Annotated in this window: 10 protein-coding genes; 9 read left to right on the top strand and 1 reads right to left on the bottom strand. The window is 45.2% G+C overall.

Features of this window, described 5'->3' with window-relative positions:
* The first annotated feature begins 20 nt into the window (after positions 1-20).
* Positions 21-1,256, top strand: coding sequence for a glycoside hydrolase family 71/99-like protein (locus DW182_RS09710; protein WP_118295361.1), 1,236 nt, complete (start codon positions 21-23; stop codon positions 1,254-1,256).
* A gap of 90 nt (positions 1,257-1,346) precedes the next feature.
* Here the strand turns inward: DW182_RS09710 and DW182_RS09715 are convergent, their stop codons facing one another.
* Positions 1,347-3,944, bottom strand: coding sequence for a hypothetical protein (locus DW182_RS09715; protein ID WP_118295362.1), 2,598 nt, complete (start codon positions 3,942-3,944; stop codon positions 1,347-1,349).
* Between the two features lie 213 nt (positions 3,945-4,157).
* Here DW182_RS09715 and DW182_RS09720 point away from each other — a divergent pair, with 213 nt between their 5' ends.
* The 8 genes from DW182_RS09720 (at position 4,158) to DW182_RS09755 (ending at position 21,078) form a co-directional block, all read left to right on the top strand.
* On the top strand, positions 4,158-7,022 hold the full coding sequence (locus DW182_RS09720) for a glycoside hydrolase family 3 C-terminal domain-containing protein (protein ID WP_115503063.1): 2,865 nt from the start codon (positions 4,158-4,160) through the stop codon (positions 7,020-7,022).
* 10 nt (positions 7,023-7,032) lie between these two features.
* Positions 7,033-9,357, top strand: coding sequence for a glycoside hydrolase family 31 protein (locus DW182_RS09725; protein WP_118295363.1), 2,325 nt, complete (start codon positions 7,033-7,035; stop codon positions 9,355-9,357).
* A complete protein-coding gene (locus tag DW182_RS09730) occupies positions 9,354-11,069 on the top strand; it encodes a family 43 glycosylhydrolase (protein ID WP_118295364.1) in 1,716 nt (571 codons plus the stop codon). The genes DW182_RS09725 and DW182_RS09730 overlap by 4 nt, the downstream gene beginning before the upstream one ends.
* A gap of 432 nt (positions 11,070-11,501) precedes the next feature.
* Positions 11,502-13,298: a hypothetical protein gene (locus tag DW182_RS09735; protein ID WP_147400118.1), complete on the top strand. Its 1,797-nt coding sequence runs from the start codon at positions 11,502-11,504 to the stop codon at positions 13,296-13,298.
* A gap of 113 nt (positions 13,299-13,411) precedes the next feature.
* A complete protein-coding gene (locus tag DW182_RS09740; RefSeq protein WP_118295366.1) occupies positions 13,412-16,603 on the top strand; it encodes a TonB-dependent receptor in 3,192 nt (1,063 codons plus the stop codon).
* Positions 16,604-16,624: 21 nt separating this feature from the next.
* A complete protein-coding gene (locus tag DW182_RS09745) occupies positions 16,625-18,622 on the top strand; it encodes a RagB/SusD family nutrient uptake outer membrane protein (RefSeq protein ID WP_118295367.1) in 1,998 nt (665 codons plus the stop codon).
* Between the two features lie 26 nt (positions 18,623-18,648).
* The gene (locus tag DW182_RS09750; protein WP_118295387.1) at positions 18,649-19,440 is read left to right on the top strand and encodes a DUF3823 domain-containing protein; all 792 of its coding nucleotides are present in this window, start codon (positions 18,649-18,651) and stop codon (positions 19,438-19,440) included.
* Positions 19,441-19,536: 96 nt separating this feature from the next.
* Complete coding sequence (locus tag DW182_RS09755) at positions 19,537-21,078, top strand: glycoside hydrolase family 71/99-like protein (RefSeq protein ID WP_118295388.1); 1,542 nt, start codon at positions 19,537-19,539, stop codon at positions 21,076-21,078.
* Positions 21,079-21,090 lie beyond the last annotated feature (12 nt).

The following is a 21,090-nucleotide window of genomic DNA, read 5'->3' on the forward strand; positions in this document are numbered from 1 at the left end:
TGATATAGATAAAATAGGTTATGGTAAAAAGAATAAATTGGTTTATTGTATGTATGCTGTTTTCAATAGGTGTTACAGCACAAGCTGCTGGCAAGCAGTATAATTCGTATAAAGGATTGGTGATGGCCGGTTATCAGGGGTGGTTCAATGCCCCTGATGACGGTGCCGGTCGTGGTTGGTATCACTATACCGGGCACGACGGTTTTCGCCCCGGTTCTTGTACGATTGATTTTTGGCCTGAAGTATCGGAATATAAAAAACTGTATAAGACGGAGTTCAAGTTTGCCGATGGAACTCCGGCCTATACTTTCTCTTCGCATGATGAATCTACGGTGGATACTCACTTCAGATGGATGAAAGAGTACGGGCTGGATGGAGTTTTCATGCAACGCTTTGTAGGCGAGATTCGCAATAAGAGCGGATTGAATCACTTCAACATAGTACTGAACTCAGCAATGAAGGCTGCTAATAAGTATGAACGCGCCATTTGCGTGATGTATGATTTGAGTGGTATGCGCCCTGGCGATGAAGAGGTCCTGCTAAAGGATATTGTCGACATAGCTCAGCGCCATGCTTTAAAGGATCATGCTAAGAACCCGTCCTATCTGTATCATAACGGGAAACCACTGGTTACAATCTGGGGTGTAGGGTTCAATGACCGTCGCCGTTATGGTCTGAACGAAGCAGAAAAGATTATTAATGGTTTGAAATCACAGGGGTTTAGTGTAATGTTGGGAGTACCCACGCATTGGCGTGAACTGAATGGTGATACCGAGTCGGACCCTCGCTTGCATGAATTGATAAAACGGTGTGATGTTGTGATGCCGTGGTTCGTGGGACGTTATAATGAGAATTCATATCCCCGTTATCAGAAACTGATTAAAGATGATATTGCCTGGGCTAAGAAAAATAAAGTAGACTATGCTCCTCTGGCTTTTCCGGGCTTCTCCTGGCGTAATATGAAAGGTCATGAGAATAGTGTGCAAATACCGCGCAATAAAGGTTCGTTCCTTTGGAAACAGTTATCCGGTGCTATCAAGGAAGGGGCCGAAATGATTTATGTAGCCATGTTTGATGAAATAGACGAAGGTACAGCTATCTTTAAGTGTGCTAAAAAAGTTCCTGTTGGTGCCAGTACATTTGTGCCCATTGAAGAAGGGATCGGAAGTGACCATTATTTATGGTTGGTAGGTCAGGCCGGTAAAATGTTGCGTAAAGAAAAACCGTTGGAAATGAAACAACCGGAACGTAAATAAGTCAAAGTAGAATCTGGATATATAACATAAGAAACGTCTGACTTGGGAGTATCCAGGTCAGACGTTTTTCTTTTGGAGTATCTATTTGTTTCAGTTTTGCTCGTCGATAATTTCCATTAAGGAGAACTTGTATTCTGTTCCCAGCGAAGCAGCATATTCTTTGCAGAAAGCATCATAGACAGTCTTGGCAAGCCCTTTCTTGCCTTGCTGACAAAGAATGCGGCATTTTACACAAAGAGCTTCCTCGTTGATGTAGTCATGTTGGAATAGTGTATCTGCAATTTTTAGCTTTAACGTCTCCGAGAGGTCTTCCCGTTTCAGTAATCTGCAAAGCAGATCGATAGTGCTATTTGAAAAATCGTTTTTGAACGTATCGATCCAATCGGTTTCCATATTAGGTAACATCATACCACGTAGCAATAACTCAAGCAGCTTCTCTAAGTTCTGACTATTATTCTCTTTATATAAATGAAGTGCTTCCAGATAGTCGCAAATAGTCCCTTCTTCAAACTGTATGCTCCAGAAGCCATTTTGATTCAATATTTTGATATCGCCTACTTTTTCCAATAAACCGCGTAGTTTACTCATATATACATTACGGTTATTCTTGGCAGATTCATCCGTCTTGTCATACCATAATAGCTGGATTAGTTTATGACCAATGATTCCTTTGGAGTCTCTTCCGGTATAGAGTATAAGCAATATCAATAAAGCCTTAAGGGTTGGAGTAAATAAGGCTGTAATGTCATTGCCTTCTTTGTCCACAACATGGAAGCCACCAAAGAAACAAACACATCCCTTGGAGAAATCATAATTGTGGAATGTCGTTGTCTCTGTGTGTATAGGCATTTCTATTTTTATCTCAGATATATCATTGATTAGAGAGCCATTCGCTGTTTCTGATTGGAGGCTGTTTGTTTCCGTTTTCTTGTTGTTCTCGGCGGTGGTCTTGACCCGGTTTATTTCAGCCTTTTTCTTTCTATAATAGAAGACTCCCATTCCGGCAATAACCAGTATTCCGACTATAATGTACAGCCATATAGATGGCTGATCGTTTTGACTGGTATTGTCTGCAACCACATCAGGCTGCTTAAAGGATGAAATGGGAATCGGAGGGAAATTCAGTTCATAGATGCCTATATCAGCTTTTCCGCTTACTTCAGCTTGGTGAATCACTGTATATAACTTCTTTTGTTTTGGTGAATAGTATATGTTGGTATACATATACTGAGCCTCTAATTTCAGTCCTATAGGCAATGACATGAGCTCAAAATGTGGTGTTTGAGTATCAATTTTCATCAACGTACCACCTTGCTGGGTACTGAAGAAGTAAAAACATTTTTTTTCAGTATCATAAACCATGTTTTCACTGGGTTGAAAATCTCCTCTGTCCGGAATCTGAGTGAATTCCCATAGCTTATTGGCTTGCTGGGTCAAAAGGTTGACAGCATACAAATCATAATAGTTGCGGGGAGATAATTCTTGCCGTCCGGATGGGCAACCGCGTCCTCCAAAGATATAAAGTGTGCTGTCAACTATGACAGAACTGGAAGAGTATCTGGGATGAATATTCGTCAGATTGAGGTGACGCTGCGGGGTATCCTCATAAGGATAGCAGATCAATAGCTTGTTATTATAATGATAATGTCCATATCCACCGAAGCTGATCAGTGAAGAATTGGCCGGATTATAAACGAGTGTATTATTCCAATAGTCATGTTCTTGTACGGCTGCCTGTGTCCCTTTCCAGCTTTGTGAAGCAGGATCAAAGAATGAATATAGATTTTCATTCAGGTTGTAGGATAACAACTGATGTTGCTCTGGTAGATATATCAACTGGTTGGGATAGTTGGCTACAAACTCACCGCCTTTTACCTGAATGGTGTCAGTTATCCTTTCATCCGTATGGAAAACATACAGCTTTTGTTTATTGTTGGCTATGTAGAAAGTTCCGACAGTAGGATCGAATGCTACAGAGGGAGAAGATTTGAATTGCTGTGAATGAATCTTCTTCCAGGTGATATACTGGTCTATAATCCAACGGGTATTTTTGCCGGAAGCCGGACTGTGGGAAATCTCGTCATAACAGACTTCCTTATTATGGCGCGCCATTTTCCACAAACGTATCTCCTGTAATCCGCGCTTGATACTGATATCTCTTAAATTAACGGAAGCCACATCGGCTAAAGAGAAGCCCTCATAGGGACAATAGCCGAAAGCAAAGCGTAGTTTCTGCGTACCCTTCAGGTCGGGATAATTCACATTGATTTCCGTACTATCATATAATACGGTAATATTTCCCTCTTTAACATCGAGGGTCAGGCTGGCTGAAGTCCAAGTTTCACGCCTCACTTCTTTTTGAATGGGGTGTACTGCATCTCCAGTGACCAGAATTGGGAAGCGTCTGTCGTTTTCGCTGACACTGTACATCAGATCGACATTCTTATTGTTTTCAGTAATGATGCGGAATACGGTTCCGAATACATTATCGGGTCTCACCCAGAGGTTAAAACTCAGGGTAATTTTGTCTCCTTTAGTCTCTATGGGCTTTCCATCTTCTAATACCATACTGGTAAACTCAGAATTCTGAAGCGGGTAGGATTGAATATGCAAACCATATTCAGGAAGCTGAGCGACTGAACGCATACACATCAACAGAAGAAAGATAATAGATTGTGTCTTTTTCATTTTGTATGTCCTTAATGAAGTATTAGCTCGTACAAAAGTAGTGTTTTTTGGTGAAAACCGATTACTTATTTATGCAATTATTACAGCCAGGCTTCGCTTTTCCTGCAAAAGTGATTCATTAAGTGGATTTTAATGTTTCATTAATTATTGTTTTATCATTTTATTAAGCGGTTGCCGTTTACTTTGCATAAAAATAGATTAAAATCTGATAATATGAACTTAAAAAGGCACTTATTCTTATTTGCAGGAATATTATCCTGCTCTTTTCTAATGGCTCAGCAGCCAAGTGATATTTTGTCCGTTTCAGCATCGACTAATGTAGAAAAAGCTTCGTTAGCTTTTGATAAGGATCAAAAGACAATGTGGGAAGTTAGTGGTCAGGACTTGAAAGCAGACCAATGGTTGATGTTCACTATCCAGACTCCTGGTGATGTATGTGAACTTGGGGTTCAGATGCAAGGTGTTTCTAAAGAGGATTTAAAGCAACTGATGAATATCTTTGTTACATATGATCCTATGAATTTGGGAGTGCCTGTCGATTATCAGGTACAGGGTAGCGCTAAAGAGATGCGGTTGAAGTTTTCACCTAAATATGGGGCACATGTCCGGTTGGCTTTTAAGGGAGGTGATCGTGTTAAACCTTTTATGGTAAAGGAGGTATCTGTTCTTCTGGCTGATAAGGAATTGAAAGATCGGAAAGGAGAAAAGACTTCGCTACGCTATATGGACCCTACGCTTCCGGTGGAAGAACGTGTAGAAAGCCTGTTGTCTGTGATGACGCCGGAAGATAAAATGGAACTGATACGTGAGGGCTGGGGCATTCCCGGTATTCCTCATTTGTATGTACCGCCCATTACAAAGGTGGAAGCTGTACATGGCTTCTCATATGGTAGTGGAGCTACTATCTTTCCCCAGGCTCTTGCAATGGGGGCAACTTGGAATAAGAAGTTGACGGAAGAAGTGGCAATGGCAGTTGGCGATGAAACTCTTTCGGCAGGTACTATGCAGGCATGGTCTCCGGTACTGGATGTAGCTCAGGATGCCCGTTGGGGACGTTGTGAGGAAACATTTGGAGAGGATCCGGTTTTGGTATCGCAAATTGGTGGAGCTTGGATTAAAGGCTACCAGTCTATGGGGTTGTATACTACTCCGAAACATTTTGGTGGTCATGGTGCTCCGTTGGGAGGACGCGATTCTCATGATATAGGATTGTCTGAACGTGAAATGCGCGAAGTACATTTGGTTCCGTTCCGTCATGTGATTCGTAACTATGATTGCCAATCTTTGATGATGGCTTATTCGGATTTCCTGGGTGTTCCGGTAGCTAAAAGTAGAGAATTACTACATAATATTTTGCGTGAGGAATGGGGATTCAGCGGCTTTATCGTTAGCGACTGTGGTGCTATAGGTAACTTGACTGCCCGTAAGCATTATACGGCTAAAAATAAAATAGAAGCTGCTAACCAGGCTTTGGCTGCCGGTATTGCTACAAACTGTGGTGATACTTATAATGATAAGGAGGTGATACAGGCCGCAAAGGATGGACGTATCAATATGGAGAATCTTGATGAGGTGTGCCGCACAATGTTGCGTATGATGTTCCGCAATGAACTGTTTGAAAAAGCACCAAACAAGCCGTTGGACTGGAATAAGATTTATCCGGGGTGGAATTCGGATAGTCATAAAGAAATGGCACGTCAGGCTGCTCGTGAATCTATTGTACTGTTAGAAAATAAGGATAATATTTTACCTCTGTCTAAAGACATGCGTACGATTGCTGTGTTAGGTCCCGGTGCAAATGATCTTCAGCCTGGTGATTACACTCCTAAACTTCAGCCTGGTCAGTTAAAATCTGTGTTGACTGGTATCAAACAAGCGGTAGGAAAACAGACAAAAGTGATTTATGAGCAAGGTTGTGATTTTACAAGCTTGGGTGAAAACAATATTGCAAAGGCGGTAAAAGTAGCTTCACAATCAGATGTGGTGCTATTGGTTTTGGGAGATTGTTCAACCAGTGAGGCTACGACAGATGTATATAAAACATCCGGTGAGAACCATGATTATGCAACCTTGATTTTGCCAGGTAAACAACAGGAATTATTGGAAGCTGTTTGTGCAACTGGAAAACCTGTTATATTGATTCTTCAGGCGGGGCGCCCTTATAATCTGTCTAAGGCGTCAGAGTTGTGTAAGGCTATCCTTGTGAATTGGTTGCCGGGACAAGAAGGTGGTCCGGCCACAGCAGATGTGCTGTTTGGTGATTATAATCCTGCCGGTCGTTTGCCGATGACTTTTCCACGTCACGTAGGTCAGCTCCCTCTCTATTATAACTTTAAAACTTCCGGTCGTCGTTATGAATATTCGGATATGGAATATTATCCTCTTTACTATTTCGGATATGGTTTGAGTTATACTTCATTTGAATATTCTGGTCTGAAAATACAGGAAAAAGAAAATGGTAATATTACAGTGCAGGCTACTGTGAAGAACATAGGTCAACGGGCCGGTGATGAGGTGGTACAACTGTATGTAACGGATATGTATGCCAGTGTGAAGACACGTATTACAGAATTGAAAGACTTTACCCGTATTCATCTGAAACCAGGTGAAGCGAAAACAGTTTCTTTTGAACTGACACCTTATGAACTATCACTGTTGAACGATCATATGGACCGGGTTGTAGAGAAAGGTGCTTTCAAAATTTTAGTTGGAGGTGTAAGTCCTCAGTATGTGGCCAAAGACCGTATTAAGGATAGTGTGGGTTATGCAGATTCCAGAAAAGGTTTGTCCGGTATGCTTGAATATACTCATGAATTTGCTGCAGATTTCGGTTTGACTTTATTCAAAGTGGAAGAAAACTTGGTAAAGAATCAGAAAACTATTTGGGTGTCTGTCAAAAACAATGGAACTTTGATGGATACAGGAAAAATTGAAATGTATGTCGGAGGTAAGAAAGTAGGCAATAACGTTCATTATGAGTTAGCTCCGGGAGAAGAGAAACTGATACCTTTCAGTGTAGATAAGGAGAATACGGATCCAGTTATATTTACTACCAAATATAAAGTGTTATCTATATAATTTTGATACTATGAGAAAACTATTAGCATTCTTATGTATCTGTGTACAGATTGTCCCGTCATGGGGGCAATCTGTTCTGCGTACTCCAAATGGGGTAAAAGTAGAGACTGGAACGACTTGTATGGAGTTGGAATGTTTCTCTTCTTCTATCATCCGCGTGAAGAAATATCCAGTCAGAAAGACACCTGATAAGCAATCATTGTCTGTCACTATGCAACCAGAAAAGGTAAAATACAAATTGCAAGAGACAAAAGGTGAAGTGATTCTTGCTACTTCCGAATTAGTAGCAATTATGGATATTGCCCAAAAACAAGTTCGTTTTACTGATAAAGATGGTAAGGTCTTGTTAGCTGAGAAGCCTTCTTCTATTGGCTTTACTCCATTCAATGATGCGGGAAATTCTACCTATCAGGTTCGCCAGACTTTCGTGTTGGATAGTGATGAGGCTATTTATGGTTTGGGACAACACCAGCAGGGGCGGATGAACCAGCGTAACCAAACTATTTTCCTGCAACAGGCGAATACGGAAATCTGTATTCCTCTTGTCCATTCCATCAAGGGATACGCCCTGTACTGGGATAACTATTCCCCCACTACCTTTACGGACAATGCGCAAGGCATGACTTTCGATTCGGCAGTGGGCGACCTCTGCGATTATTACTTCGTATATGGCGGTGGTGCCGACGGAGTGGTTGCGCAACTGCGCCAACTCACCGGAAAAGCTCCCATGTTCCCCCTTTGGACATTTGGCTTTTGGCAATCGAGAGAACGCTACGTCAGCCAGGACGAGCTGGTAAGCATGGTTCAGAAATACCGCGACCTGAAAGTGCCTTTGGATGGCATCATCCAGGACTGGCGCTACTGGGGCGAAGACCATAAAGACTGGAATGCCGTGGAATTCCGCAACCCCCAATTCCCCAATCCCCGGAAGATGATGGAAGATGTGCACCGCTTGAATGCTCACGCCATTATTTCCGTATGGCCCTCTTTCGGACCGGGAACCGGAATATATGCCGAGCTGAAACGGATGAACAAACTGATGATACACGAAACCTTCCCGCAGGATAACGGTGTGAAGGTGTATGATGCCTACGACCCTGCAGCAAGGGAAGTCTTCTGGAAATATATGAATAAGAACCTGTTCAGCATTGGAATGGACGGTTGGTGGCTGGATGCCACCGAGCCGGAACACAGTCCGGTGAAGGACATCGACTTCGATTACCGTACCTACCTGGGCTCTTTCCGCAAAGTTCGTAATGCTTTCCCGCTTGTAAGCGTGGGTGGTGTGTACGACCATCAACGGCAAGTATCATCCGACAAGCGCGTCTTTATTCTTACCCGTTCCGCTTTTGCCGGCCAACAACGCTATGCGGCACAGGCATGGTCGGGCGATGTGGCATCGGACTGGACGGTACTGCACAACCAGATTTCGGGTGCTTTGAACCTCTCTCTTACGGGCATTCCGTACTGGAATTCCGATATAGGCGGTTTCTTCTCTGCCTATAAATTCCCGGAGGGCATAAAAGACCAGGCTTTTCATGAATTGTACGTGCGCTGGATGCAGTTCGCCGTTTTCACCGGTATGATGCGTTCGCACGGCACACACACACCGCGTGAAATCTTCAACTTTGGCGAGCGTGGTTACTGGGCTTTCGATGCACAGGAGAAGATGATTAATCTCCGTTATCGCCTGTTGCCCTATCTCTATTCCACCTCATGGAACATCACCTCCAACGGCGGAAGCCTGATGCGTGCCCTGTTCTCCGATTTCCCGTCAGACAAGAAGGTGGCAGACATTGGCGATGAGTATATCTTCGGAAAATCCATATTGGTGGCTCCGGTCACGAGTCCTGTAAAGAGCCGTTCCCTGTATCTGCCCGCAGGTATCCGGTGGATTGACTTTTGGACGGGCGAACAGCAGGAGGGCGGACGTGAGATTACCCGCGAAGCCCCCATCGACCTCATCCCGCTGTATGTAAAAGCCGGTTCCATTATCCCCATCGGCCCTTCCGTGCAATATGCCACGGAGAAACCATGGGATGACCTGCAAATCCGCATCTATCCCGGAGCCGACGGAGAATTTACCTTGTACGAAGATGAGGATGACAACTATAATTATGAGAAAGGTAAATACACCACCATCCGCATGACGTGGGATGACAAGAATCGCCAACTCACCATTCATCCGCGTCAGGGCAGCTATGATGATATGCTGCAGAACCGCACGTTCCACATCGTCCTAGTGAACCGGCAAGACGGCTTGGGATTGGATAATGAATCGCATACCGTAAAAACAGAATATGTAGGAAAAAAACTTAATATCAAATTACCGTGAAGAAAATAACTCGATTATTTGGCGTAGCTCTGGCTGCAGGCCTATTGGCAAGTTGCGCCTCGGAAGAGAAAACTGCCATTAAAGCAGACAGGATTGTTGCCAATCCTATTGATTTGAACTATCGTTTCCAACCTCAGGATGAAGATGAGCCACGACGCGAGGCTGCCGACCCGGTACTGGAATATTTCAAGGGATATTATTACATGTTTGCTTCTAAGTCCGGTGGCTACTGGCGTTCCGAAGACTTGGCAAACTGGGAATACATCCCTTGCAAGACGATACCGACCATGGAAGATTATGCCCCGACTATCCTTGTCTATGGCGATACGCTTTACTTCACCGCTTCCAGCGGGAAAACTCAGATTTACAAGAATGCCCATCCCGAAACAGATGCTTGGGAGGAAGTGGATACCAAGTTGACTATCCGTCAGCATGACCCGGCTTTTTTTAAAGATGATGATGGGAAAGTCTATATTTATTGGGGATGCTCGGATAAAGATCCTATCATGGGTGTGGAAGTGGACCCTAAAAATGGCTTCCGTGCCATCGGAGAACCCCAAGCCCTGATAAAACATCGTTGTGATGAATTCGGTTGGGAAGTTCCCGGCGTGAATAATGAAGAACCGCGCCAAGGCTGGAACGAAGGCCCGTGCGTGCTGAAGCACAACGGCCGCTATTACTTACAATATGCTGCCCCCGGTACTCAATATCGCATCTATGGTGACGGTAACTATGTAGGTGATAACCCGTTAGGCCCCTTTGAAGCTGTGGAAGATAACCCCTTCTCCTTCAAACCCGGTGGTTTCATCGGTGGTGCCGGACACGGACATACTTTCAAGGATAAATACGGTAATTATTGGCACGTAGCCTCCATGGTTATTTCCGTTCGTCATTGGTTCGAGCGTCGTTTAGGCATCTTTCCGGTTGTCGTTTCCGATAAATATGGTATGTATGCACTCAGCACCTTTGCCGATTATCCTTTCTGCATCCCCGACCGGAAAGTAGACTTTGAAAAGGAAGACATCGGTATGGGTTGGAACCTGCTTTCCTATAAGAAGAATGTATCCGCTTCTTCCCACCTCGAAAGTTACGAACCGGAATTGGCTAATGATGAAAAAGTTGAAACCTGGTGGGCTGCTCAAACTGGCAATGTTGGTGAATGGCTACAAATAGATCTTGGGAAACCAATGGAAGTGAATGCCATTCAGGTGAATTTCGCAGATCATAATTTTAATGTACATGCGCCCCATGATCCTGTGGTTTATCAATATTGTATAGAAGGTTCTACAAATGGCAAAGAGTGGACTCGTCTGGTGGATGAAGAAAAAAATCTGCAGGATGCTCCTCATAAACTGCATACTTTGAATGTTCCTGCGAAAGTGCAATATCTAAAAATCTGTAACACTAAAGACATGGAAGGTAGTTTTTCTCTGTTCGATTTGCGCGTCTTTGGTCAAGGTGGTGGTAAGGTGCCTGCCGAAGTTACAGGATTCCAGGCTTCACGTGATAATAATGATAAACGTATCTACCGGTTTACATGGAATCCGCAGGAAAATGTAACAGGGTATATTTTACGTTGGGGAATACAAAAAGAGAAATTGACTCACTCTATGGTGGTTTACGAAAATCAATATGAGGCTCGTTATTTCAATAGGGATTCTGAATATTACTTCTCTGTGAGTGCTTTTAATGAGAATGGTGTAGGCAAATAACTGATCAATACAGAAATCTTTAATTAAAGCTTGTGGTTATATAACTGATTTATGGGTTATATAGCCACAAGTTTCGTTTTTATGAAAGGCTTAATTATAATACATAATCCAAGAATAACCTTTATCTGAGGTCTATTTTTCTTCGATTAATCCATTTATATATGATTCTTTAATGTGAAAGAGTTAAAATGTTCTGAAACCCTTGTTTTTCTTTGAAAAAACTACTTCGATTAATGTCTTTTTAAGGACTATTTTAACGTTCGTACCATACTTTTGCCCTCATAAAATTTTAAAACACTAAATTAATAAATATGAAAAATGCACAAGTATACGTAAAGCATCCACCTGTGGATAATCTTCCTTATGACAATAGAAAGATAAAGGTTTTTAGTGACCTAACTTATATATTTACCAACTTTTAATTTAATTATTATGAACAAACGATTTTTTAATGCGCTCTTGTATGGTGCGCTTGTTTTTTCAAGTGGAACATTCTTTGTTTCATGTAGTGATGATGACAATTCTGATTTGGAGAACCGAGTATCAGTTCTCGAAGGTCTAATCGATGACATTAAGTCACAACTTAGTAAAGCCATTACAGTAGGCGCTACGGTTACCAATTGGGATGCTGAAAAGCGTATTATCACGTTGAATGACGGAACAAAAATTGATCTTGGTGCTGGTGGAGGTGAAGCTTCCAATATTACGGTGGGCGACGGTTTTATCATCATTTCCATTGGTGGTACAGAATATGCACTCCCTATGGCCACTACGGTGAAGTCCTTGGTTTATTGTCCCGAATTTACGGATGGCATTGTTGCCATGGATGGAAAAGGTGTGGCTGTTGTTCGTTTTTTGGCTACTCCGGCTGTTTCGGCTGATGCCTTGAGTAAGGCTACGTTTACGGTGGCTGATGCCCGTCTGGTGGAGACACGTGCGGGAGAAGACTTGATAAAAGTGGCCAAACAAGAATTGGAAGGCGATTTGATAAAGGTTACCTTGCAAGGTCTCGGTGTCGAAGCGGACAAGACTTATGTTGTGTCGCTGCTCATGAGCCAGAACGAGAAACCGTTGGTGAGCTCCAACTACTTCTATGTAAAGGTGGCCGACGACTTCTCTTTCAATAGTGAAGATTTGGTTGATCCCAAGTTTGAAACTGCTGTGACAGATGCAACAAAAGAAGGTGAGTTCTGGGTAGCTACTTTGCCCGACGGCAATGGTGATGTTCCCAACTTCTTGGGTGAATTCAGCTTCAAGGATTTCATATCTGTAGAGGGTGACGTGGTATATGAACTGGCTCCGAAGAGCAAGCAGAACCAGAACGTGCAAGATAAGTACGATTTCTTGAAGAAGTGCCTTTCTGCCGATGGTAAGTGGAAGATGACTGGCCGTCCCGGCACTAACTGCGATCCTAAAGGTGAAGACGATGCCGACAAACCGGGCTTGCTGGTTTACCTCAAAGTGAACGAAGTGACAAAGGCGAAGGTTTACTTCAAGGTTATCGACCCGTGGAAGGATCTTGATTTCAAGGCTCTTAGCGGATTGACGGGAAATTTTGAGGCTGAGTTGTATGGACGCAGCGGTGAATTCGTTCCTGTAGGTAAGAGCGAATTGGATATTCCTGAGATTCTTAACAAGTGGGAAGAACTTATTCCAATCCGCCACAGTGGTGATGACTGGTTCAATGCATTTATGAAGTATGATATAAAGGATGCTAATGGTAACTCATTGGTTTACAACGATGGTGCTAAGCTCGTTATGTCTGACAATGCGAAGAAAATGTGTAAGATGAGCCGTGGTATCTTCTGGTACTATCGTGGTTTAAGTATCCGTGTTCCTGAGACATTGGCAGTTAATGACGGTAAATATACGGACTCTAAAGGCAATACGCATTCAGGTGGTGAAGGTTTTGACGATTATGACGCATGGGGCTCTGGCAATCCTGCTGACTATGCAAGCAATCCTACCGGATTCTACTCTACATGGGGCAAATATGACTACACAGTCAATAACTTTCCATGGACGCTCTCACCGGAAGGTATCCTGACATTCACGGAAGCCTTCTCAGGTTATGGTATGCGTCTTGCATTTGCAGCTGGTCTTGAGTATGATTATGGAGTTAAGGACTTGACGGGTGCGGGTGCTGACCAGTTCGGTATGCTCTTCATCAACCGTCGTGTCAGTGCTGAAGATGCCAAGATGCCGGATCCGGCTCCATGGTGGAAGTAATAGGTCTTGATACTTAGACGGACGAGATTGTGCCGGTTGTACCTTGTCGGTGTGGGCGGCACATCCCTTGATAATTCTTAATAAGATTTTCGTAGAACAGAAAAATCTATAACATGAAACATTATATCCAAAATAATTCCAAAAGGAGAAGTGATGCTGCATTACCGTTCAAGATGGTGCTGCTTGCACTTCTGTGCCTCCTGATGGCACTGCCCGCATCGGCACAGCTCCGTTCCGTTTCCGGTACGGTGGTTGATGCTACGGGCGAACCGATTATCGGAGCCAATGTACGGGTAGTGGGCGATGCCGCACGAGGTACCATTACCGATATTGATGGTAACTTTAAAATACAGGCTTCTGCTAAGGAGAAGTTGCAGATCTCTTTTATCGGTTATAAGAATGAAGTGGTTACTGCTTCGACCACCAAGTTGACCATTACACTGAAAGATGACACCGAGTTGCTGGACGAAGTAGTAGTAGTGGGCTACGGCACACAAAAGAAAGCTACATTGACTGGTGCCGTGGCTGCTGTTTCTAACAAGGAAATTGCCGTAACGAAGAACGAAAATGTAGTGAACATGCTTTCCGGTAAGATACCCGGTGTGCGCATTTCACAACGTAGTTCCCAGCCTGGTGAGTTCGACAATGCCATTGATATTCGTGGTATGGGTGAACCGCTGATTGTGGTCGACGGTATTCCCCGCGACAAGGCTTACTTCTCGCGTATGGATGCTAACGAAATTGAGTCCGTGTCCGTTTTGAAGGATGCTTCCGCTGCCATTTATGGTGTGCGTGCTGCCAACGGTGTCATCTTGGTGACCACTAAGCGTGGTGAAACTGCTGACGGTAAGTTTGATATCACTTTCTCCGCCAATTACGGTTGGCAGAACTTCCTTTATGTGCCCCAAACGGCAGATGCTGTGACGCACATGCTGATGATAAACGAGAAGACGTACAATAACTCACAAACGCCGAACTTCTTTCTTCGTCAAGCTCCTACGTATGCCTATGACCGTATATTCGAGTATAGTCGTTATGGAAATAAGGGTACCAACTGGACGAAGGAACTTTTCAACGACAATGTGCCGCAGCAGCAGTACAACGTTAGCATGGATGGTGGCTCGGAGAAGGTAAAGTACTTCTTCAACCTCGGCTACCTGAAGCAGGAAGGTGCGTACAAGTTCAACTCCTTGAACTACAACCGCTGGAACTTCCGTAGCAATGTAGATGCGCAAATCACCAAACGCCTGAAAGCGTCTGTGCAGTTGAGCGGCTATATGGATGAGAAGAATCAGCCGTTCACCAGTATTTGGGCAGTGTATAAGAAAGCATGGACTTACCGTCCCACTTCCAATGCGTATGTAGATGGTGACCATAGTCTGCCGTCCTACGACTCTGAAATGCTGGAACAGGAAAACCCTGTGGCAGCTATCAACAGTGACCTCACCGGTTTCCGTCGCGAACGTCGCAAAAACTTCAACGGTTCGTTGGCACTGACCTATGATATTCCCGGTGTGAAAGGGTTGCAGGCCAAGGCGTTTTACAGCTACGACTACGCTACGACAGATAATATCTATTACAAGCGTGCATATCAACTGTACAGCAAGAATGCGGACGGTACGATGACTACTTATGACCGTAATACCGATGCTTCGTTGAAGCGGCAGGCCGACCCCTCTCATGGAACTGTGATGCAGCTCTCACTGAGTTACAACCGGAAGTTCGGCGACCACAACATCAGTGCCCTCGCCTTGTTCGAAGAGCAGTATAATGAGTGGGAGAACTTTTATGCACAGCGCAATATGCTGCTGGACGGTGAATACTTGTTGTACGGTGAACTGAAGGACATGTCTGCCGGAATGGACGGAGCGGGTGACAAGACTCGCCGCGCATTCATCGGACGATTGAACTACGACTATAAGGGGCGCTATATGGTAGACTTCTCTTTCCGTTACGATGGGCAGTCCAGCTATCCGAAGGATTCGCGCTGGGGCTTCTTCCCCTCTGTATCTGCCGGTTGGCGCATCAGTGAAGAAGCATTCATGAAGGAACTCGTTCCCTTTATGACCAACCTGAAAATTCGTGCTTCTTATGGTCGCATGGGTGATGACTCCGGTGTAGGCACTTATCCGGAAACGGCAATTGCCTATAAGTTGGATGATCAGGGTAAGCTTGGTTATATCTACAACGGTGCGTTTGTTACTGGTGTGTCGGCTACGGCTATTCCGAATCCCAACAAGACGTGGATTAAGGTGGATATGTATAATGCTGGACTCGACTTCGATTTGTGGAACGGTAAGTTAAGCGGTACAATGGAAATCTTTAAACGTAAACGTTCCGGTTTGTTCGCTATTTCTTCGGCTGTAGTACCAGGTACGGTGGGTGCCAACCTGCCGCAGGAGAACTTGGAGAGTGACCAAACATTCGGTTGGGAAATCAGTTTGGGGCATCGCAACCGCGTGGCTGGTGTCACCTACTGGGTGAACGGACAGATTTCCGCTACGAAGAACCGTTGGGACTATCATTTGGATGGCCAAGCACCCAACTCTATGGAGAACTGGTGGCGTACTGACGTATCGGGTCGTAACAAGGATATTTGGTTTACTTATGAAGAAGGTGGCCGTTTCGGAAGTTACGAAGACATCCGTTATCATAATACTACGGGTGCCAACTACGGGCAGCAGACGTTGCCGGGCGACTACTGGTACAAAGACTGGAACGGTGACGGTGTTGTGAATGATGATGATAGACATCCGTTGGCTACCTTTAACTTGCCGGTATTCAACTACGGTATCACGATGGGCGCCGAATGGAAGGGGATCGACCTCTCTATGAACTGGCAAGGTGCGGCTGGTGTGTACAATTCGTACGATGAAGTATTTACCGAAGTAGGTCCCTTCAATGGTGGTGCTGTGTTGGATATCTATACCGACCGCTGGCATACGGTGAATGCTACGGATGATCCTTGGAATCCTAATACACAATGGATATCAGGTCTTTATCCTGCTACCGGTCATAGTTTCAAAGAGGGTACTACGGGTATCAAGAACACATCGTACATTCGTCTGAAAACGTTGGAACTGGGTTACACGCTGCCCAAGACATGGGTTGCCAAAGCGGGTATTAAGAGTCTGCGTGTGTATGTCAATGCTTATAACTTGTTGACTTTTACAGGCTTGGATAATCTTGATCCTGAACGTCCCGGACGTCAAGGTGGAGCTAACAATAACCGGGATTCAGGTATATTGTTCTACAACTATCCGGTGAACCGTACGTTCAATGTCGGTGCGACGATTAAATTCTAAATCAAGAAAGGAGAATCGAATATGAAAACATTCAAATATATATTTGTAGCAGCTGCATTGGGCTTGGTGGCCACTTCGTGTGCCGAGATGGACCTGGAGCCTAAGGGACTGCTCTATGACAATGTGCTGATGGGGTCGGATAACGGTATCAAGAAGTACCTGGCACTGGCCTATCAGGATATGCCTGTGGAAGACTTCAATTATGGTCAGAATGGAGACCAGAAGGGATATGCCACGGTGAATAACAACGGATGGCATGCGGGCAACCAGTGGCAGGCTCAGAAGAGTAGTCCGGCTTCGGCTTGTCTGGAAGCTGCCGGCCGCTGTACGGAATATGGCGACGGTTTCGGCTACTGGCCTTACGACCGCATCCGCGACATTAATACGCTGATAGAAAAATTGCCGCAATATTATGACGAAGGCACTGAGGTGTTGAATGAACATCTGGCTGAGGCTCGTGGCTTGCGCGCTCTCTATTATTTCGGCATGGTGAAGCGCTACGGTGGTGTGCCCATTGTGGACAAAGTGCTCGATCCCTTGGCACCGATTGAAGAACTGAAGCAACCGCGCGACACGGAGTATGACTGCTGGAAGTTTATCCAGAGCGACCTTGAGTTTGCCATGGCAAATGGAAGCAAAGACCGTAAAGAGGTATGGCGCATGAACCGTTATTCGGCAGCTGCTTTGATGTCCCGTGCTATGCTTTATGCAGGCACTGTCGCCAAGTATGGCGGCTACATCAGCACTACTGGTCCTGCAGTGACGGCTGGTCTGATGGGAATGTCTGCCGACAAGGCTACTGAGTTCTTCGAGGCTTCGTACAATGCCAGCAAGTTTCTGAAGGAAGCAGGCTTCCAGCTGCATAAAGGAAGCGACAAGGTGCAGAATTTCCTTGAAGTGTTCGGCAAGATTAACGATACCGATGAGGATATCATGATCAAGGAATACGGTCTCAATTCCGTATTGCCTGCTAATACCAGTTTGTTCCACATGTGGGATACCGCGATACTGCCCTTGGGCGATGGTTTGTCCTCGGATTTGGGTTGTGCTTTGCAGCCTACGTGGGAGATGATTTCGATGTATGATTTGCCGAAGACACTGGATGAGAATGATCGTCCCCTCCGCTTCAACGATATCACTGATTTCTGGAACAATGATGAGATGGAAGCACGTTGCAAGGCTACGTTCTTCTTCTCTGGCATGAAGGAACCGAATTCTGGTACGACGATTGACATCCAGGCAGGTGTGTACAAGACATTTGGCGAACTGACAGCTTCGCAAGTGACCAGTGCCGAGAGTGGAACGGACAATGAGTACACCACGGGCATTCGTGTTCGTACAGATGCTGCAGCCAAGCGTGGTGAGTCGCAGGAAATCAATGGTAAGATGGTTAAAATCTCCGGCTTGCACGGAATAACGATATCCGGTGGTGACGAAGGCCGTGGTTACATGGGTGCTTTCATTCGCAAGTATGTAGATTTTCAAAATATCAATACCAGCCGTGTGTTCTTCTCTTGCCATCAACCGTGGAAGATATTCCGCTATGGCGAAGTGCTTTGCAACTGGGCGGAGGCTGCATACGAACTGGGATTGGAGCGTGGTGACGAAACGTTGAAGCAGGAAGCTTTTGAGCACATTGCCGAACTGCGTGATCGTGCGGGTGCCAAGCCTCATGAAATGGTAAGCAGCCCGGCTGATATAGGTTCTGATGTTTATGGATTCCCCATCGATGAAAACCTCCAGTTCATCCGCGACGAACGTGGTCGTGAGCTTGCTTATGAGAATCATCGCTTGTGGGACCTTCGTCGCTGGCGCGTGGCTGACATCATGTTCCAGGACGGTGTGAAGGTACATACGCTTTCCGCTTACTATGTGGTGGATGAAGACAAATGGATTTTTTTGAATGAAGAGCCGACAGAGAATCGTAGAGTGAACTTCTACAAAAGATGGTATTATGAACAGATTCCGGGTGGTGAAATCGGTAAGAACGACTTGCTGATTCGCAACGATGGTTATTAATGGTAAACTTAATAAATGTGATGAATATGAAGAAACTTTTATATACTCTGTTAGTAGGCGGTGCATCGGCTTTATTGGTCACCTCTTGCATGGAAGTGGATAACTTCGATGCTCCGTCCGAGCATTTGACTGGAAATATCATTGATGTTACTACGGGTAAGAATATTCTGGCAGACCAGGGAGAAGCCCGTGTGCGCATCTGGGAGAAGAGCTTCAGCTTGAATCCCGGTCAGCAGAATATTCCGGTGAAGATGGATGGCTCATACAACAATACGAAGCTTTTTGCCGGTACATACGACATCGTGCCCGAGGGTCCTTGGTGGCCGGCGGATACACTACGCAATGTGCCCATCGGTGGAAAGGTGACACAAAATTTTGAGGTGACTCCTTATCTGAAGATTGCAGACTTCTCTGCGGTGCTGGATGGTGATACCATGCGTATAAAGGGAAGACTTGCCGTGCCGCCCATACCTGCTGCTAATGCCGAACGTGGTGATGTGATGCCTGCTCTGATGGATGTACGCTGCTTCATTAGCGTTAACCAGTTCTGCGGCAATGCCAATCACCTGGATGCTTATCACAATTTGGAGATAAACAAGGTGAAGCAAACAATTATCAGTGACAGAAGGTCGTGGGCTCAGATAACTGGTGGTGTGACCGATGAGAACGGATATGCCTACAGTACACGGACTTATGAGTTTAATCTGTGGGCTAAGCCGGGATATACTTTCTTTGTGCGTATGGGTGCCCGTGTGAACGATACGTATCAGATGTATAATTACTCAGAAGTTGTGAAAATAGAGGTCCCTCAAAAGTAGTATTTTTTAAGAAAAAGATTGGATGGGATGACAGGCCGGGAGGAGGTGTCCGAAACCTTTTCCCGGCCTTTATCACAAAAAAATAAAAAGATGGAAATGAAACTGAAAAGATTATATTTTATAGTATGTTGTAGCTTGTTGGCGGGAGGCTTGGCGACTTCGTGTGGAGATGACAAAGTGGAAATTCCGCCTGCCATAGAGCCGGACAAACCGGAACCAGACAAACCGGATGAGGAAATTTATAACAAGCCGGAGTTCCCGTTGCGCGAGGATGGAAAACCTTACGATACCTACCGCGGCTTGGTGATGGCAGGTTATCAGGGATGGTTCGGTGCACCGGGCGACGGATGCAAGCATAGTGAAGCGGACAATACGGCATGGTATCACTATCGTGAAAGTGAAGTGTTCAAGCCGGGCGTGTTGCAGAATTCCATTGATATGTGGCCCGACATGTCGGAATATACTAAGAAATACACGCCGGGTGTAGACGGTCCTGCTAGCCGTTCTGCCAAATTTACTTTGCCTAACGGAGAAGCGGCGCAGGTGTATAGTTCTTATGACGAATCGAGCGTGCTGCTCCACTTCAAGTGGATGCAGGACTATGGCATCGACGGAGTCTTCATGCAGCGCTTTGTAGGCGAAGTAGCGGGTGAACAGGGCAAAGATCACTTCAACACCGTGCTGAAACATGCCATGAAGGGATCTAACCAATATCAGCGTGCCATTAGCGTGATGTATGACCTGGGTGGTTTTGAACCCGGTACAGACAGAGATGAGGCTTTTCTGCTGGCTGATGCCCAGTATATCATGGATACTTATAAACTGAAAGACCGTAATCAGCAGAAGTTCTATTTGCACGAAGACGGTAAGCCCTTACTTGCCCTCTGGGGGGTAGGATTCGAGGAGAAACCTTTCGACGTGAACGACATCACCAGCCTGGTGAATGCCTTGAAAGAACAGGGTTGGAGTATCATGCTGGGCGTAAACGACGACTGGCGCACACATAATACCTCCAAATGGCCCAAAGCGAAGTATCACGAACTGATAAAGAACGTGAGCACCATTTTCCCTTGGTTTGTGGGACGATATGGTGACATCAATGGATATGTGAACGACCGCAAGCCTAAGATTGATGCGGATATCAAGTTATGCAAGACGTACGGTGTGAACTATGCTCCTCACTGTTTCCCCGGTGCTTCGGATTTGCACATGCATCCTAATAATGTGAATAATGCCGGATCATCCGGACGCGTGGGAGGTAAGTTTTTTTGGGAACAGATTTACGGGGGCATCAAGCTGGGAGCGGAGATGCTTTACATTGCCATGTTCGATGAGATAGACGAAGGTACTGCCATCTTCAAGTGTCTGAACCAGAAAGATGCGCCGAGCAATGTGGCAGAAACCGACTACTACGTGTGGTATAACTCGGATACGGGAGGTTACGGCAAGAGTAGTACGATGAGAGATGAATCCAAGCTGGGAGCAAACGGCTGGTGCAGGAAGGTGAACGACCTGAATATTCCTTTCTACGGTATTGAAGACCATTTGCCCACCGACCACTATCTCTGGCTCACCGGACAGGCGCGTAAGATGCTTCGCGGAGAGGTGCCTCTGAAGAATGCATGGCCTTCCAGATAATAGATAATTATA

Source organism: Bacteroides sp. AM16-24 (genome assembly GCF_003471885.1).
In the GTDB taxonomy this organism is placed as follows: domain Bacteria; phylum Bacteroidota; class Bacteroidia; order Bacteroidales; family Bacteroidaceae; genus Bacteroides.

Excerpts from the sequence above, each read along its gene's own strand:
- DW182_RS09710 (WP_118295361.1), top strand. The coding sequence starts at position 21 with ATGGTAAAAAGAATAAATTGGTTTATTGTATGTATGCTGTTTTCAATA.
- DW182_RS09715 (WP_118295362.1), bottom strand. The coding sequence starts at position 3,944 with ATGAAAAAGACACAATCTATTATCTTTCTTCTGTTGATGTGTATGCGT.
- DW182_RS09720 (WP_115503063.1), top strand. The coding sequence starts at position 4,158 with ATGAACTTAAAAAGGCACTTATTCTTATTTGCAGGAATATTATCCTGC.
- DW182_RS09725 (WP_118295363.1), top strand. The coding sequence starts at position 7,033 with ATGAGAAAACTATTAGCATTCTTATGTATCTGTGTACAGATTGTCCCG.
- DW182_RS09735 (WP_147400118.1), top strand. The coding sequence starts at position 11,502 with ATGAACAAACGATTTTTTAATGCGCTCTTGTATGGTGCGCTTGTTTTT.
- DW182_RS09740 (WP_118295366.1), top strand. The coding sequence starts at position 13,412 with ATGAAACATTATATCCAAAATAATTCCAAAAGGAGAAGTGATGCTGCA.
- DW182_RS09745 (WP_118295367.1), top strand. The coding sequence starts at position 16,625 with ATGAAAACATTCAAATATATATTTGTAGCAGCTGCATTGGGCTTGGTG.
- DW182_RS09750 (WP_118295387.1), top strand. The coding sequence starts at position 18,649 with ATGAAGAAACTTTTATATACTCTGTTAGTAGGCGGTGCATCGGCTTTA.
- DW182_RS09755 (WP_118295388.1), top strand. The coding sequence starts at position 19,537 with ATGAAACTGAAAAGATTATATTTTATAGTATGTTGTAGCTTGTTGGCG.